The sequence below is a fragment of the Streptomyces sp. SM18 genome (assembly GCF_002910775.2).
In the GTDB taxonomy this organism is placed as follows: Bacteria; Actinomycetota; Actinomycetes; order Streptomycetales; family Streptomycetaceae; genus Streptomyces; species Streptomyces halstedii.
Genome location: NZ_CP029342.1, coordinates 1,286,692 through 1,302,595, shown reverse-complemented (window position 1 = coordinate 1,302,595; position 15,904 = coordinate 1,286,692). Strand labels below are relative to the sequence as shown.

The window sequence follows — 15,904 nt, the reverse complement described above, 5'->3', positions numbered from 1 at the left end:
GACCCTAAGGGCTGCCCCCGTCGTCCCCGGCCCCTCAGAGCCAGTTGCGCCGGCCGCCGACCTGCGCCAGCCACTGGTTGAGGTAGGCGGCCCAGTCCGTGTCCTGGTAATCGTGCAGCCCGACCGTGAAGGCGCGGTAGGAGTCGCTGCCCTCGCTGAAGAGGCCCGCCTTCTTGTCCATCTCCAGCACGACGTCCATCTCGCGGTCGTCGGCGACGAAGGTCAGCTCGACCTGGTTCAGCCCGCGGTACTGCTGCGGCGGGTGGAACTCGATCTCCTGGTAGAAGGGCAGGCTCTGGCGGGTGCCCCGGATGTGACCGCGCTCCATGTCGGCGCTGCGGAAACGGAAACCCAGCTGCCCGAAGGCGTCGAGGACGGCCTGCTGCGCGGGGAGCGGGTGCACGTTGACGGCGTCGAGGTCGCCGGAGTCCAGGGCGCGGGCGATCTCCAGCTCCGTGGTCACCCCTATGTCCATGCCGTGCAGATGCTGTCCGGCGAACATCGTGACCGGCGTCTCCCAGGGGATCTCCAGCCCGAAGGGGACGACGTGCACGGCGCCCGCCTGGACCTCGAAGGCGCCGCCGAGCCGCAGCTTGGTGAACTCGATGTCCTGCTTGGTCTCCTGGTCACCGCTCTCGACCTCGACACGTGCGCGCAGACCGACCGACAGGCCCTCGATGCGCTGGGCCACGGACCCGCCCTGCACGCGCACCTCGCCCTGGACGACTCCACCGGGGACGACATTGAGTTCGGTGAGCTCGGTCTCCACCGAGGCACCGCCGGCACCCATGCTCGCGAGCAGCCGCTTGAAGCCCATGTGTTTCCTCCTAGGTCCTGTCCCCTACATACGCGCGATGACGGTAACCGGTTCCGCGCCGGCCCTCCCAGTACCCTGGGACGGCATGGAAACGCGCATGGACCGTACGCCGCTCACGCGGGACTTCTTCGACCGGCCCGTTCTGGACGTGGCCCCCGACCTGCTCGGCCGCGTCCTGGTACGCACCACCGAGGAGGGGCCCATCGAACTGCGGCTGACGGAGGTCGAGGCGTACGCGGGGGAGATCGACCCCGGCTCCCACGCCTTCCGCGGGCCCACCCCCCGCAACAGCGTGATGTTCGGCCCGCCGGGGCATGCGTACGTTTATTTCACGTACGGGATGTGGCACTGCCTCAATCTGGTGTGCGGGCCCGAGGGCCTGGCGAGTGGTGTCCTGCTGCGGGCCGGCGAGATCGAGGTGGGCGCCGACGTCGCGCGCACACGTCGGTTCTCGGCCCGTCATGACAGGGAACTGGCCAAAGGACCGGCCCGCCTGGCTACCGCGCTCGATGTGGACCGCGCGCTGAACGGCGCCGATGTGATCGCCGCGCCGTCCGGTCCCTCCGGCCCGCTGTCCGTGCTCCACGGCACCCCGCCCCCTCGTGACCAGGTGCGCAGCGGCCCCCGTACGGGCGTGGGCGGGGACGGGGCCCACCATCCGTGGCGCTTCTGGATCGACGGCGACCGGACGGTCAGTCCCTACCGGGCCCATGTGCCGCGTCGCCGCCGCCCCTCTTGACCGACTTGACTCGCGTACGTGGCTTCCCTAATGTAGTCCGAGCCGCTTGAACGGATGCAGTCGTCGGCCGGGTCCATCGGACCGGGCCGGAGCACCGCGAGAGGGCACACCACTACCTACGATTCACCCCTGGCGGGTGCGATTTCGGCATGCCGGAATTCGTCCCGACGGCTCGATTATGAGTCACCGAGGAAATCGGTTAACGTAGTGACCACGCCGAAAGGGAAACGCGAAAGCGAAGAACTGGAAAGCGGAAGATGCGGGACCCGCTTCGACCGGGAATCGGACACGAAAGAGTCTGATAGAGTCGGAAACGCAAGAACGAAGGGAAGCGCCCGGAGGGCCCCGGTGAAACGGGACCGAAGGAAGCGTCCGTTCCTTGAGAACTCAACAGCGTGCCAAAAGTCAACGCCAGATATGTTGATACCCCGGCCTGCTTCGGCAGGTTGGTGGTTCCTTTGAAAAGACCTGCCCGGTCCCTTCGGGGGTGCGGGTAGGCGAAACACAGCGAGGACGCTGTGAACGACCGGTCTTATTCCGACCTGGTCGTTCCGCTCTCGTGGTGTTCATCCCGATTACGGGAAAACATTCACGGAGAGTTTGATCCTGGCTCAGGACGAACGCTGGCGGCGTGCTTAACACATGCAAGTCGAACGATGAAGCCTTTCGGGGTGGATTAGTGGCGAACGGGTGAGTAACACGTGGGCAATCTGCCCTTCACTCTGGGACAAGCCCTGGAAACGGGGTCTAATACCGGATAACACTCTGTCCCGCATGGGACGGGGTTAAAAGCTCCGGCGGTGAAGGATGAGCCCGCGGCCTATCAGCTTGTTGGTGGGGTGATGGCCTACCAAGGCGACGACGGGTAGCCGGCCTGAGAGGGCGACCGGCCACACTGGGACTGAGACACGGCCCAGACTCCTACGGGAGGCAGCAGTGGGGAATATTGCACAATGGGCGAAAGCCTGATGCAGCGACGCCGCGTGAGGGATGACGGCCTTCGGGTTGTAAACCTCTTTCAGCAGGGAAGAAGCGAAAGTGACGGTACCTGCAGAAGAAGCGCCGGCTAACTACGTGCCAGCAGCCGCGGTAATACGTAGGGCGCAAGCGTTGTCCGGAATTATTGGGCGTAAAGAGCTCGTAGGCGGCTTGTCACGTCGGATGTGAAAGCCCGGGGCTTAACCCCGGGTCTGCATTCGATACGGGCTAGCTAGAGTGTGGTAGGGGAGATCGGAATTCCTGGTGTAGCGGTGAAATGCGCAGATATCAGGAGGAACACCGGTGGCGAAGGCGGATCTCTGGGCCATTACTGACGCTGAGGAGCGAAAGCGTGGGGAGCGAACAGGATTAGATACCCTGGTAGTCCACGCCGTAAACGTTGGGAACTAGGTGTTGGCGACATTCCACGTCGTCGGTGCCGCAGCTAACGCATTAAGTTCCCCGCCTGGGGAGTACGGCCGCAAGGCTAAAACTCAAAGGAATTGACGGGGGCCCGCACAAGCAGCGGAGCATGTGGCTTAATTCGACGCAACGCGAAGAACCTTACCAAGGCTTGACATATACCGGAAAGCATCAGAGATGGTGCCCCCCTTGTGGTCGGTATACAGGTGGTGCATGGCTGTCGTCAGCTCGTGTCGTGAGATGTTGGGTTAAGTCCCGCAACGAGCGCAACCCTTGTTCTGTGTTGCCAGCATGCCTTTCGGGGTGATGGGGACTCACAGGAGACTGCCGGGGTCAACTCGGAGGAAGGTGGGGACGACGTCAAGTCATCATGCCCCTTATGTCTTGGGCTGCACACGTGCTACAATGGCCGGTACAATGAGCTGCGATGTCGCAAGGCGGAGCGAATCTCAAAAAGCCGGTCTCAGTTCGGATTGGGGTCTGCAACTCGACCCCATGAAGTCGGAGTTGCTAGTAATCGCAGATCAGCATTGCTGCGGTGAATACGTTCCCGGGCCTTGTACACACCGCCCGTCACGTCACGAAAGTCGGTAACACCCGAAGCCGGTGGCCCAACTCCTTGTGGGAGGGAGCTGTCGAAGGTGGGACTGGCGATTGGGACGAAGTCGTAACAAGGTAGCCGTACCGGAAGGTGCGGCTGGATCACCTCCTTTCTAAGGAGCATCGAGGTTCCGTCAAGGAATCGAGGGCCACTACGTCGGCAAATGTTCGACGGTGGTTAGCTCATGGGTGGAACGTTGACTACTCGGCACGACAGGTTCATTACTGTTAGTACTGCTTCGGCGTGGAACGTGGTGAGGGACAGGTCGGGTCGGGCACGCTGTTGGGTATCTGAAGGTACGGGCTCGTTGAGTCTGTTCCTTTGGTTGCCGGCCCCAGTGCACTCGTCCGTGAGGACGGGGTGATGGGTGGCTGGTCGTTGTTTGAGAACTGCACAGTGGACGCGAGCATCTGTGGCCAAGTTTTTAAGGGCGCACGGTGGATGCCTTGGCACCAGGAACCGATGAAGGACGTGGGAGGCCACGATAGTCCCCGGGGAGCTGTCAACCAAGCTTTGATCCGGGGGTTTCCGAATGGGGAAACCCGGCAGTCGTCATGGGCTGTCACCCGCTGCTGAACACATAGGCAGTGTGGAGGGAACGAGGGGAAGTGAAACATCTCAGTACCCTCAGGAAGAGAAAACAACCGTGATTCCGGGAGTAGTGGCGAGCGAAACTGGATGAGGCCAAACCGTATGCGTGTGATACCCGGCAGGGGTTGCGCATGCGGGGTTGTGGGATCTCTCTTTCACAGTCTGCCGGCTGTGAGGCGAGTCAGAAACCGTTGATGTAGGCGAAGGACATGCGAAAGGTCCGGCGTAGAGGGTAAGACCCCCGTAGCTGAAACATTGACGGCTCGTTTGAGAGACACCCAAGTAGCACGGGGCCCGAGAAATCCCGTGTGAATCTGGCGGGACCACCCGCTAAGCCTAAATATTCCCTGGTGACCGATAGCGGATAGTACCGTGAGGGAATGGTGAAAAGTACCGCGGGAGCGGAGTGAAATAGTACCTGAAACCGTGTGCCTACAAGCCGTGGGAGCGTCGCTGGCAGCACTTGTGCTGTCAGTCGTGACTGCGTGCCTTTTGAAGAATGAGCCTGCGAGTTAGCGGTGTGTAGCGAGGTTAACCCGTGTGGGGAAGCCGTAGCGAAAGCGAGTCCGAACAGGGCGTTTGAGTTGCACGCTCTAGACCCGAAGCGGAGTGATCTAGCCATGGGCAGGTTGAAGCGGAGGTAAGACTTCGTGGAGGACCGAACCCACCAGGGTTGAAAACCTGGGGGATGACCTGTGGTTAGGGGTGAAAGGCCAATCAAACTCCGTGATAGCTGGTTCTCCCCGAAATGCATTTAGGTGCAGCGTCGTGTGTTTCTTGCCGGAGGTAGAGCACTGGATAGGCGATGGGCCCTACCGGGTTACTGACCTTAGCCAAACTCCGAATGCCGGTAAGTGAGAGCGCGGCAGTGAGACTGTGGGGGATAAGCTCCATGGTCGAGAGGGAAACAGCCCAGAGCATCGACTAAGGCCCCTAAGCGTACGCTAAGTGGGAAAGGATGTGGAGTCGCAGAGACAACCAGGAGGTTGGCTTAGAAGCAGCCACCCTTGAAAGAGTGCGTAATAGCTCACTGGTCAAGTGATTCCGCGCCGACAATGTAGCGGGGCTCAAGCGTACCGCCGAAGTCGTGTCATTCATACACATATCCTTAACGGGAGTATGGATGGGTAGGGGAGCGTCGTGTGCCGGGTGAAGCAGCCGCGGAAGCGAGTTGTGGACGGTTCACGAGTGAGAATGCAGGCATGAGTAGCGATACACACGTGAGAAACGTGTGCGCCGATTGACTAAGGGTTCCTGGGTCAAGCTGATCTGCCCAGGGTAAGTCGGGACCTAAGGCGAGGCCGACAGGCGTAGTCGATGGACAACCGGTTGATATTCCGGTACCCGCTTTGAAACGCCCAGTACTGAATCAGGCGATGCTAAGTCCGTGAAGCCGGCCTGATCTCTTCGGAGTTGAGGGTAGTGGTGGAGCCGATGAACCAGACTTGTAGTAGGTAAGCGATGGGGTGACGCAGGAAGGTAGTCCAGCCCGGGCGGTGGTTGTCCCGGGGTAAGGGTGTAGGCCGTGTGGTAGGTAAATCCGTCACACGTTAAGGCTGAGACCTGATGCCGAGCCGATTGTGGTGAAGTGGATGATCCTATGCTGTCGAGAAAAGCCTCTAGCGAGTTTCATGGCGGCCCGTACCCTAAACCGACTCAGGTAGTCAGGTAGAGAATACCGAGGCGTTCGGGTGAACTATGGTTAAGGAACTCGGCAAAATGCCCCCGTAACTTCGGGAGAAGGGGGGCCATTCCTGGTGATCCGATTTACTCGGTGAGCTGGGGGTGGCCGCAGAGACCAGCGAGAAGCGACTGTTTACTAAAAACACAGGTCCGTGCGAAGCCGTAAGGCGATGTATACGGACTGACGCCTGCCCGGTGCTGGAACGTTAAGGGGACCGGTTAGTGCACTTTCGGGTGTGCGAAGCTGAGAACTTAAGCGCCAGTAAACGGCGGTGGTAACTATAACCATCCTAAGGTAGCGAAATTCCTTGTCGGGTAAGTTCCGACCTGCACGAATGGCGTAACGACTTCTCGACTGTCTCAACCATAGGCCCGGTGAAATTGCACTACGAGTAAAGATGCTCGTTTCGCGCAGCAGGACGGAAAGACCCCGGGACCTTTACTATAGTTTGATATTGGTGTTCGGTTCGGCTTGTGTAGGATAGGTGGGAGACTTTGAAGCGGCCACGCCAGTGGTTGTGGAGTCGTCGTTGAAATACCACTCTGGTCGTGCTGGATGTCTAACCTGGGTCCGTGATCCGGATCAGGGACAGTGTCTGATGGGTAGTTTAACTGGGGCGGTTGCCTCCTAAAGAGTAACGGAGGCGCCCAAAGGTTCCCTCAGCCTGGTTGGCAATCAGGTGTTGAGTGTAAGTGCACAAGGGAGCTTGACTGTGAGACCGACGGGTCGAGCAGGGACGAAAGTCGGGACTAGTGATCCGGCAGTGGCTTGTGGAAGCGCTGTCGCTCAACGGATAAAAGGTACCCCGGGGATAACAGGCTGATCTTCCCCAAGAGTCCATATCGACGGGATGGTTTGGCACCTCGATGTCGGCTCGTCGCATCCTGGGGCTGGAGTCGGTCCCAAGGGTTGGGCTGTTCGCCCATTAAAGCGGTACGCGAGCTGGGTTTAGAACGTCGTGAGACAGTTCGGTCCCTATCCGCTGTGCGCGTAGGAATATTGAGAAGGGCTGTCCCTAGTACGAGAGGACCGGGACGGACGAACCTCTGGTGTGCCAGTTGTTCTGCCAAGGGCATGGCTGGTTGGCTACGTTCGGAAAGGATAACCGCTGAAAGCATCTAAGCGGGAAGCCTGCTTCGAGATGAGTGTTCCCACCACCTTGAGTGGTTAAGGCTCCCAGTAGACGACTGGGTTGATAGGCCAGATGTGGAAGCCCGGTAACGGGTGGAGCTGACTGGTACTAATAGGCCGAGGGCTTGTCCTCAGTTGCTCGCGTCCACTGTGTTGTTCCCAGGCCACGAACGGTCGTGCTGGTTGAACAACTACTTAAACTGAAAAGTGTGCTTGTTCGCTAAGTGCCGATGTTCCCGCTCTGTGCGGGACTGGCCGATAGTGTTTCGGTGGTCATTGCGTTAGGGAAACGCCCGGTTACATTCCGAACCCGGAAGCTAAGCCTTTCAGCGCCGATGGTACTGCAGGGGGGACCCTGTGGGAGAGTAGGACGCCGCCGAACAATCTTTCAGGACCCTTGGTCCCAGCGTTCAACGCTGGGACCAAGGGTCCTTTTGTTTTTCCGAAGCGCGTCGGACGTCCGACTGCGTGAGAATGTCTGTGGTACCCGATGACAGGAGTCACCCCCATGTCCACCAACTCTTCCGACGACCGTCCGGAGCGCGAGCCGCGTCGCCGGGAAGACGGTGAGAGGGGCGGCTTCCGGGGAGGCCGTGACGACCGCTCCTCCGCACCTCGACGCGACGGTGACCGGGGCGGGTTCCGCCGCGATGACCGCGACCGCGATCGTGCCCCGCGCCGTGACGGTGGCCGTGGTGCCGGCGCCGGAACCGGTGGTGGCTTCCGCCGTGCCGACAACCGGAGCGGTGGCACGGGCGGTGGCGGTGGCTTCCGCCGCGACGACCGTGCTCCCCGTCGTGATGACGACCGTGGTGGATACCGCGGTGGCGGTGGCGGCTTCGACCGCCGTGACGACCGGCCCCGTGGCCCCCGCCGCGACGACGACCGTCCCGGCGGCTTCCGCCGCGACGAGAACCGTCGCGATGACAACCGGGGTGGCGACAGCCGGGGTGGCGGCTTCCGTCGTGACGACCGTGCCCCGCGCCGTGAGGGTGACCGTCCCGGTGGCTTCCGCCGTGACGACAACCGGAGTGGTGGTACCGGTGGTGGCGGTGGTTTCCGCCGTGACGACCGTGCCCCGCGTCGTGATGACGACCGTGGTGGATACCGCGGTGGCGGTGGCGGCTTCGACCGCCGTGACGACCGGCCCCGTGGCCCCCGCCGCGACGACGACCGTCCCGGCGGCTTCCGCCGCGACGACAACCGTGGCGGCGACAGCCGGGGTGGCGGCTTCCGCCGTGACGACCGAGGCGGCGACCGGGACCGTGGGCCGCGTCGCGATGACGACCGTGGTGGGTACCGTGGCGGCGCCCCGCGCCGTGACGACGACCGTGGTGGATACCGTGGTGGTGGCGGCTTCGACCGCCGTGACGACCGGCCCCGTGGCCCCCGCCGCGACGACGACCGTCCCGGCGGCTTCCGCCGCGACGACAACCGGAGTGGTGGTACCGGTGGTGGCGGTGGTTTCCGCCGTGACGACCGTGCCCCGCGCCGTGACGACGACCGCGCCGGTGGCTTCCGCCGCGACGACCGGGACCGCGACCGGGACCGTGGACCGCGTAGGGACGACGAGCGCTCGCCGCGTCGCGACGACGACCGTGGTGGGTACCGTGGCGGCGCCCCGCGCCGTGACGACGACCGTGGTGGATACCGTGGTGGCGGTGGCGGCTTCGACCGCCGCGACGACCGGCCCCGTGGCCCCCGCCGCGACGACGACCGCCCCGGTGGCTTCCGCCGCGACGACAACCGTGGCGGCGACAGCCGGGGTGGCGGCTTCCGCCGTGACGACCGAGGCGGCGACCGGGACCGCGGGCCGCGCAGGGACAACGACCGTGGCGGCTTCGACCGGGGCGGCAGCCGCGGTGGATACCAGGGCCGCGACGACCGAGGTGGCTACCGGGGGCGTGATGACCGTGGGGGCTACCAGGGCCGTGACGACCGCGACCGTGAGCCGATCAAGCGTCTGCCCATCCCGGACGAGGTCACCGGGGACGAGATCGACAAGGAGGTGCGGCAGGAGCTGATGAGCCTGCCGAAGACCCTCGCCGAGGACGTCGCACGCAACCTCGTGATGGTCGCCCGTCTCATCGACGAGGACCCCGAACAGGCCTACGCCTACTCGCGCATCGCCCTGCGCCTCGCCTCACGCGTAGCCGCCGTGCGTGAGGCCGCCGGCTTCGCCGCGTACGCCACCCAGAGGTACGCCGAGGCGCTGGCGGAGTTCCGGGCGTCGCGTCGGATGACCGGGTCCGTGGAACTGTGGCCCGTCATGGCCGACTGCGAGCGTGGTCTGGGCCGGCCCGAGCGTGCCATGGCCATGGCCGGTGAGTCCGAGGTGCAGAAGCTGGACAAGGCCGGTCAGGTGGAGATGCGCCTCGTCGCGGCCGGGGCCCGGCGGGACATGGGGCAGATCGACGCCGCCATCGTCACCCTCCAGAGCCCCGAACTCGCCTCCAACGCCGTCCACTCGTGGACCCCGCGTCTGCGCTACGCCTACGCGGACGCGCTGCTGGAGGCCGGGCGCGAGGACGAGGCCCGCGAGTGGTTCGGGAAGGCCCTGGAGGCCGACAAGGACGGTTCGACCGATGCCTCCGACCGGCTCGCCGAGCTCGACGGCGTGGAGTTCGTCGACGCCCTGGGCGAGGACGCCGAGGGCGACGCGAACGGCGTGGACGACGCGAACGGCCTGAGTGCCGAGGAGGCCGAGAAGGCCGGAGACGACGTCCAGGCCGACTCCGACTCCGCCTCCGACGACCACGCCGGCTCCGGCTCTGACTCCGAGGCCGACGCGGACAGCGAGAGCGACCGAGGCGGCGACGCGGACGGCCCCACGAAGGCCTGAGCACTGACGTAGTACGCGAGAGGGCGGCACCCGGGGAACGAACCGGGTGCCGCCCTCTCGCCGTCTCCCGTCACGGACGGCGGGTGACGGCGCCTCAGCCCGTGTCCGGGCCGCCCGTCTCCGAACCACCCACGTCCGGACCGCCCGCGTCCGTTCCGAGACTGCGCAGCACCAGGCCGGTGGCCGGTTTCGGACCGAACGACGTCGACTTCCGGGGCATCGTGACGCCCTGCCGAGCCAGGTCCCGTACGACGTCCTCGCCGACCGGATGCATCAGGACCGCGGTGGCGCCGTTCCGCTCGGCCTGTTCGACCGCCGCCTCGGTGTCGTGGATGTAGGCGATGTGCTCCGGGGCGTCCGGAATCCGCCACACCTGGTCGAGGAGCGTGGAGTGCAGCACCGTCGCGTCCAGCTCGCGCCACGCGGCCGGCCGGTCGGCGCGCACCGTACGTTCCAGCAGCCGCGCGTCGGGACGGTCCACGAGATGGAAACGTCCGTCACCCGCGAGCAGAAAGGCGTTCCCCTCCGCGGCGGCCCCGGCGAGGACGTCGAGCGCCCGGGGCAGCGGTCCCTCGACGTCCCGGACCCGGAAGAGGCCGTCGAGCGCGGCGCGTGCCTTCGCGACCGGCAGCCGGTGCAGCAGGCGGTGGATGGCGCGCACCCGCAGCGGGTAGCGGGCCGTGTCCACGAGCAGCACCAGCCCGAAGTCCCACGGGCCGGGGCCCGTGTGCTCCCGCTGGAGCCGCAGATAGGTCGCCCAGCGGTGGTGGCCGTCCGCGATGAGCGCCTGGCGGCCGGCGAGGTCCGCCTCGACACGTGCCCGCTCCACGGGATCCGTGACGGCCCACAGCCGGTGGGCGACCCCGTCCTCGGTCGTCGTGGTCAGGAGCGGGGTGGTCTCCACCACCCGCTCGATGACCGCCGTGGCCCCGGCCCGCCGGCCGTCACCGGCGTAACTCAGGAGCAGCGGTTCGAGGTGGGCCCCGGTCGTACGCATCAGGTCGGCACGGTCCGCGACGACGTCCGCCATGACGTCCTCGTGCGGCAGCACGATCCCCTCGGACGCGGGTGAGAGGGCCAGGGCGCCGATCACACCGCGCTGGAGGAGATCGCCGGAGCGCTGCTCGTAGACGTAGAGGACCGGCTCGGGGTCGGCGGCCAGGACGCCGTCGGCCAGCCAGTGCCTCAGGGTGGTGGCGGCCTGCCGGTTGCGCTCGGTGGCGGTGTCCGCCTGCGGAAGGATCAGCCGCACGATGTTGTGCGGATCCGACGACTCCAGGTGGTGCAGGCCGTCCGGCCGCACGACGACGTCGTACGGCGGTGAGGTCACCGCGGCCAGGCTGCCGACCCGTTCGGGGACGTACCGCAGCCCGCGGAAGGGGATCAGCCGCAGCCCTTGGTCGGTGGCGCGTCCTGATGTGTTCATCCGGGCATCGTATGTGCGCTCCGGGGATGCGCGATGATCGGGGGAGAGGCATGGAAAGAGGAGCGCGATGAGTCAGCAGTTCAGGTCCCGTCCGAGCGGAAGCGGTACGCCGCTGAGCAAGGCGTACGACACGGCCCTGCTCGATCTCGACGGGGTGGTGTACGCGGGCGGGCACGCCGTCGTGCACGCCGTCGAGTCGCTGGGTACCGCACGGGACGGAGGCATGCGGCTGGCGTACGTGACGAACAACGCGCTGCGGACACCGGACGCGGTGGCCGCGCACCTGACCGAGCTGGGGGTGCCCGCCGAGCCCGCCGATGTGATCACCTCGGCGCAGGCGGTGGCCCGGCTGATGGCTGATCAGTTGCCGCCGGGGGCCCGTGTGCTGGTCGTCGGCGGTGAGGGGCTGCGGGTCGCGCTGCGTGAGCGGGGCCTGGTGCCCGTGGAATCGGCGGACGACGATCCGGCCGCGGTGGCCCAGGGCTTCGGCGGCCCTGACCTGCCGTGGGGACGGTTCACCGAGGCGGCGCACGCGATCAGGGGCGGGGCCTCGTGGTTCGCGTCCAACACCGACCTGACCATCCCCTCCGCCCGGGGCATCGCACCGGGCAACGGCGCGGCCGTGGAGGTCGTACGCATCGCCACGGGCGCCGAACCCCAGGTGGCGGGCAAGCCGTTGCCGCCGATGCACCGCGAGACCGTGCTGCGGACCGGGGCGGAGCGGCCCCTGGTCGTCGGGGACCGGCTGGACACGGACATCGAGGGCGCGTTCAACGGCGGTGTGGACTCGCTGCTGGTGCTCACCGGGGTGACCGACGCCGCGCAGCTGCTCGCCGCCGAGCCCCGGCACCGGCCGACCTACGTGGACCGGGACCTGCGGGGGCTGCTCACCGGCCAGCCCGAGGTGGCGGTGGAGGGCGACGCGTTCCGGTGCGGTGGCTGGACGGCCGCCGTGCGGGACGACGTGCTCGGGCTGGAGGGCGACGGGAAGCCCCTGGACGGGCTGCGGGCCCTGTGCGGGGCGGCCTGGACGTACGCGGGCGAGGGTGTCTGCGGGCTGGACACGGCGAAGCCGGTCGCCCGGCTCGGACTGGGGTGATCCCGGGCCGAGGCCGGGCCGCCATCCGTCGGGCGCCGGGCCGCTGATCGCCGGGCCGCCGTCCGTCGGCCGTGGCCGCACCCGGGCCGGACAGATGGGTAGGTTAGCCTTACCTCGTGTGGGTCGAGCGCCCCGGGCCGTGGTCCGGTGACGCGTCCGCGCCGCTGCCCGCCGCCGACCCCAGGAGTACCACCATGCAGCGTCTCACCGCGGACTCGGTGACCCTCGGCTACGACCGGCGGACCATCGCGGAGAACCTCTCGGTCGAGATCCCGGACCACTCCTTCACGGTCATCGTCGGCCCCAACGCCTGCGGCAAGTCCACCCTGCTGCGCGCGCTCTCGCGGATGCTGAAGCCCGAACGGGGAGAGGTCCTGCTCGACGGCGGGTCCATCCACCGGCTCCCCGCGAAGAAGGTCGCCCGGATGCTCGGCCTGCTGCCCCAGACCTCGACGGCCCCCGACGGCATCACCGTCTCCGATCTCGTCTCGCGGGGCCGCTACCCGCACCAGGGGCTGCTGCGCCAGTGGTCCCCCGAGGACGAGCGGATCGTGCGGGAGTCCATGGAGTCGACCGGCGTCGGTGAACTCGCCGGCCGTTACGTGGACGAACTGTCCGGCGGTCAGCGCCAGCGGGTCTGGATCGCCATGGCCCTCGCCCAGGAGACCCCGCTGCTGCTGCTCGACGAGCCGACGACGTATCTCGACATCCAGCACCAGATCGACGTGCTCGACCTCTGCGCCGAACTCCACGAGACGCGGGGCCGCACCCTGGTCGCCGTCCTGCACGACCTCAACCACGCCGCCCGGTACGCCACGCACATCGTCGCCATGCGGCAGGGCGAGATCGTCGCCGAGGGCGCCCCCGCCGACGTCGTCACCGCGGCCATGGTCGAGGAGGTCTTCGGGCTGCGCTGCCAGATCATCGACGACCCCGAGACCGGCACACCCCTGGTCGTCCCGGCGGCCCGCAGGAAACGCGCGGCGGCCGCCGCCTGACGAGAGGGCGCGGCCCCCGGGGCGGGAGGGGCGCCACCGTCAGCTCCGGAGCAGCGACCTCAGCGTCAGCAGGTCGCGGAAGCCCGCCTCCAGCCGGACCCGGCCCGATCCCCAGGCCTTCGCGAAGTTCAGCTCGCCGTTCACCAGGGCCACCAGGTCGTCCCCGGTCATCGCCAGCCTGATCTGGGCCTTCTCGCGGGGCGGCCCCTCGGAGGTGTCCAGTACGTGGATACGGCCGTCCGCCAGCCGCCCGGTGAACGTCACATCGAGGTCCCTGATGTGGCAGCTCAGCGAACGGTCCAGGGCCGCGGCACCGCGTACGTCGCCGTCCGCCCCCGCGAGGTTGCCGGAAAGTGTGTCGAGCGCGCTGCGGCACTCCTCCTTGGTCGCCATCGTGATCGACGGTACACCGGCCCTTCGCGGTAGCGTTCCGGCATGAGCGACTGGATGCCGGAGCCGGGCACGAGACCCGAGGCCGCCCCCGACCCCGCGGCACCCGGGGCCGCCGAACCCGGCCCCGCGCCCTCCCACGAACCCGCCCCGCCCGCCCCGCTCGGTGTCCCGCGCACCCCCACCGGGTACGCCGGTGTGGACGCCCGGCTGGAACGGCTGGCCGACGCGGACCACCTCCCGGCGGACGGGCACGGCGAGGTGTACGAGGATGTACACCGTGGGCTGCGCGACGAGCTGACCGCTCTGGACGCCCGGCCCGCACCCGTGTCCGACGCCCAGTGACGACCAACAGGAGCTGAACCGAACGTGGCAGGAGTGGCACGTCGCCGCCTCGACGCCGAGCTGGTACGCCGCGAACTCGCGCGCTCACGCGAGCACGCGAGCCAGCTGATCGCGGAGGGGCGGGTGACCGTCGGCGGCAACCGGGCGACCAAACCCGCCACCCAGGTCGAGACCAGTGCGGCGGTCGTCGTCGCCAAGGACGACAACGACCCCGAGTACGTCTCGCGCGGCGGGCACAAACTCGCGGGGGCCCTGGCCGTGTTCACGCCCCTCGGCCTGGAGGTCCGGGGGCGGCGGGCGCTGGACGCGGGCGCGTCGACCGGCGGCTTCACCGATGTGCTGCTGCGGGCCGGGGCCGGCCATGTCGTCGCCGTCGACGTCGGCTACGGCCAGCTCGCCTGGTCGCTGCGGTCCGACGCCCGCGTCACCGTCAAGGACCGCACCAACGTACGGGAGTTGACGCTGGAGCAGATCGACGGGGAGGCGGTCGACCTGGTGGTCGGCGACCTGTCGTTCATCCCGCTCGGCCTCGTCCTGCCGGCCCTGGCACGCTGCGCGGCGCCCGGCGCCGACCTCGTCCTCATGGTCAAACCGCAGTTCGAGGTCGGCAAGGAGCGCCTCGGCAGCGGAGGCGTCGTACGCAGTCCGGAGCTGCGCGCCGAAGCCGTACGGGACGTGGCACACCGGGCCTGGCGGCTCGGCCTGGGCGTGCGGGGCGTGACCGCGAGCCCGCTGCCCGGTCCGGCCGGGAACGTCGAGTACTTTCTGTGGCTGCGGGCCGGGGCACCGGAACTCGATCCCGCGGATGTCGATCGCGCAGTGGCGGAGGGGCCTCGTTGACGACACAACCGGCACAAGACGACCCGGCACAGGACGACCCGGCACAAGGCAACCCGGCACAGGGCGAACCGTCGCTGGAGGGTCCGGCACAGGAGGGCGGCGCGGGCCGGACCGTCTTCCTGCTGGCCCACACCGGCCGTCCGGCCGCGATCCGCAGCGCCGAACTCGTCGTGCAGGGGCTGCTCCGCAACGGCCTGGGCGTCCGGGTGCTGGCCGTGGAGGCGGAGGACCTGCCGCTGCCGTCCGCGGTGGTGAAGGTCACGGACGCCACCCCCGCGGCGGTCGAGGGCTGCGAACTGCTGATCGTGCTCGGCGGTGACGGGACCCTGCTGCGCGGCGCCGAGATCTCACGGGCCTCAGGGGTCCCCATGCTCGGCGTCAACCTCGGACGGGTCGGCTTCCTCGCCGAGGCCGAGCGCGACGACCTGGACAAGGTCGTCGACCGGGTCGTCACCCGCGCCTACCGGGTCGAGGAGCGCATGACCATCGACGTCCTCGTCCACAGCAACGGCGACGTCGTGCACAGCGACTGGGCGCTCAACGAGGCGGCCGTGCAGAAGGTCTCGCCCGAGCGGATGCTGGAGGTCGTGCTGGAGATCGACGGCCGGCCGGTGACCGGCTTCGGCTGCGACGGGATCGTCTGCGCCACCCCCACCGGCTCGACCGCGTACGCCTTCTCCGCCGGCGGGCCCGTCGTCTGGCCCGAGGTGGAGGCCCTGCTGATGGTGCCCATCAGCGCCCACGCGCTCTTCGCCAAGCCGCTGGTGACCTCGCCCACCTCGGTGCTGGCCGTGGAGGTCCAGCCGCACACCCCGCACGGCGTGCTGTGGTGCGACGGGCGCAGGACCGTCGAACTGCCCGCCGGGGCCAGGGTCGAGGTGCGGCGCGGCGCGGTACCCGTACGGCTGGCACGGCTGCACCAGGCCTCCTTCACGGACCGGCTGGTCGCCAAGTTCGCGCTGCCCGTACAGGGCTGGCGGGGCGCCCCGCACTGACGTCC

The 15,904-nt window shown here is 67.3% G+C and carries 11 protein-coding genes and 3 rRNA genes; 11 read left to right on the top strand and 3 right to left on the bottom strand.

Translation table 11 applies throughout. The features are described from left to right. Positions 1-34: 34 nt before the first annotated feature. Complete coding sequence (locus tag B9S64_RS05685) at positions 35-817, bottom strand: sporulation protein (RefSeq protein ID WP_103490447.1); 783 nt, start codon at positions 815-817, stop codon at positions 35-37. Positions 818-902: 85 nt separating this feature from the next. Here B9S64_RS05685 and B9S64_RS05680 point away from each other — a divergent pair, with 85 nt between their 5' ends. The 6 genes from B9S64_RS05680 (at position 903) to B9S64_RS05650 (ending at position 9,806) form a co-directional block, all read left to right on the top strand. Beyond that, positions 903-1,556, top strand: a complete 654-nt coding sequence (locus B9S64_RS05680; RefSeq protein ID WP_374936055.1) for a DNA-3-methyladenine glycosylase — start codon at positions 903-905, stop codon at positions 1,554-1,556. Between the two features lie 588 nt (positions 1,557-2,144). Beyond that, a 16S ribosomal RNA gene (locus B9S64_RS05670) occupies positions 2,145-3,670 on the top strand. A 302-nt stretch (positions 3,671-3,972) separates the two neighbouring features. Then, positions 3,973-7,097: ribosomal RNA gene (locus B9S64_RS05665) — 23S ribosomal RNA — on the top strand. Between the two features lie 132 nt (positions 7,098-7,229). Further along, a 5S ribosomal RNA gene (gene rrf / locus B9S64_RS05660) occupies positions 7,230-7,346 on the top strand. The 16S, 23S and 5S rRNA genes sit together here, the layout of an rRNA operon. Positions 7,347-7,557: 211 nt before the next feature. Then, on the top strand, positions 7,558-8,988 hold the full coding sequence (locus tag B9S64_RS35385; protein WP_219963720.1) for a hypothetical protein: 1,431 nt from the start codon (positions 7,558-7,560) through the stop codon (positions 8,986-8,988). Further along, positions 8,988-9,806, top strand: a complete 819-nt coding sequence (locus B9S64_RS05650) for a tetratricopeptide repeat protein (RefSeq protein ID WP_103493930.1) — start codon at positions 8,988-8,990, stop codon at positions 9,804-9,806. The genes B9S64_RS35385 and B9S64_RS05650 overlap by 1 nt, the downstream gene beginning before the upstream one ends. Before the next feature lie 94 nt (positions 9,807-9,900). On the opposite strand, the gene B9S64_RS05645 is transcribed toward B9S64_RS05650, so the two are convergent. Then, complete coding sequence (locus B9S64_RS05645) at positions 9,901-11,232, bottom strand: DUF1015 family protein (RefSeq protein WP_103493923.1); 1,332 nt, start codon at positions 11,230-11,232, stop codon at positions 9,901-9,903. 67 nt (positions 11,233-11,299) lie between these two features. On the opposite strand from B9S64_RS05645, the gene B9S64_RS05640 reads away from it, so the two are divergent. Continuing rightward, a complete protein-coding gene (locus B9S64_RS05640) occupies positions 11,300-12,331 on the top strand; it encodes an HAD hydrolase-like protein (protein ID WP_103493924.1) in 1,032 nt (343 codons plus the stop codon). 194 nt (positions 12,332-12,525) lie between these two features. Further along, complete coding sequence (locus B9S64_RS05635) at positions 12,526-13,329, top strand: ABC transporter ATP-binding protein (protein ID WP_103493931.1); 804 nt, start codon at positions 12,526-12,528, stop codon at positions 13,327-13,329. Positions 13,330-13,368: 39 nt separating this feature from the next. On the opposite strand, the gene B9S64_RS05630 is transcribed toward B9S64_RS05635, so the two are convergent. Beyond that, positions 13,369-13,722 carry an SCP2 sterol-binding domain-containing protein gene (locus B9S64_RS05630; RefSeq protein ID WP_103493925.1) on the bottom strand — a complete coding sequence of 118 codons (354 nt, stop codon included), beginning with the start codon at positions 13,720-13,722 and terminating at the stop codon, positions 13,369-13,371. A gap of 42 nt (positions 13,723-13,764) precedes the next feature. On the opposite strand from B9S64_RS05630, the gene B9S64_RS05625 reads away from it, so the two are divergent. From B9S64_RS05625 to B9S64_RS05615, 3 genes are all read left to right on the top strand, one after another. Further along, entirely contained in the window at positions 13,765-14,064 is a 300-nt protein-coding gene (locus B9S64_RS05625) for a hypothetical protein (protein ID WP_103493926.1), read from the top strand. 24 nt (positions 14,065-14,088) lie between these two features. Continuing rightward, on the top strand, positions 14,089-14,904 hold the full coding sequence (locus B9S64_RS05620) for a TlyA family RNA methyltransferase (RefSeq protein ID WP_028443868.1): 816 nt from the start codon (positions 14,089-14,091) through the stop codon (positions 14,902-14,904). Positions 14,905-14,978: 74 nt separating this feature from the next. Further along, complete coding sequence (locus B9S64_RS05615) at positions 14,979-15,899, top strand: NAD kinase (protein ID WP_103493932.1); 921 nt, start codon at positions 14,979-14,981, stop codon at positions 15,897-15,899. The last annotated feature ends 5 nt before the right edge of the window (positions 15,900-15,904 follow it).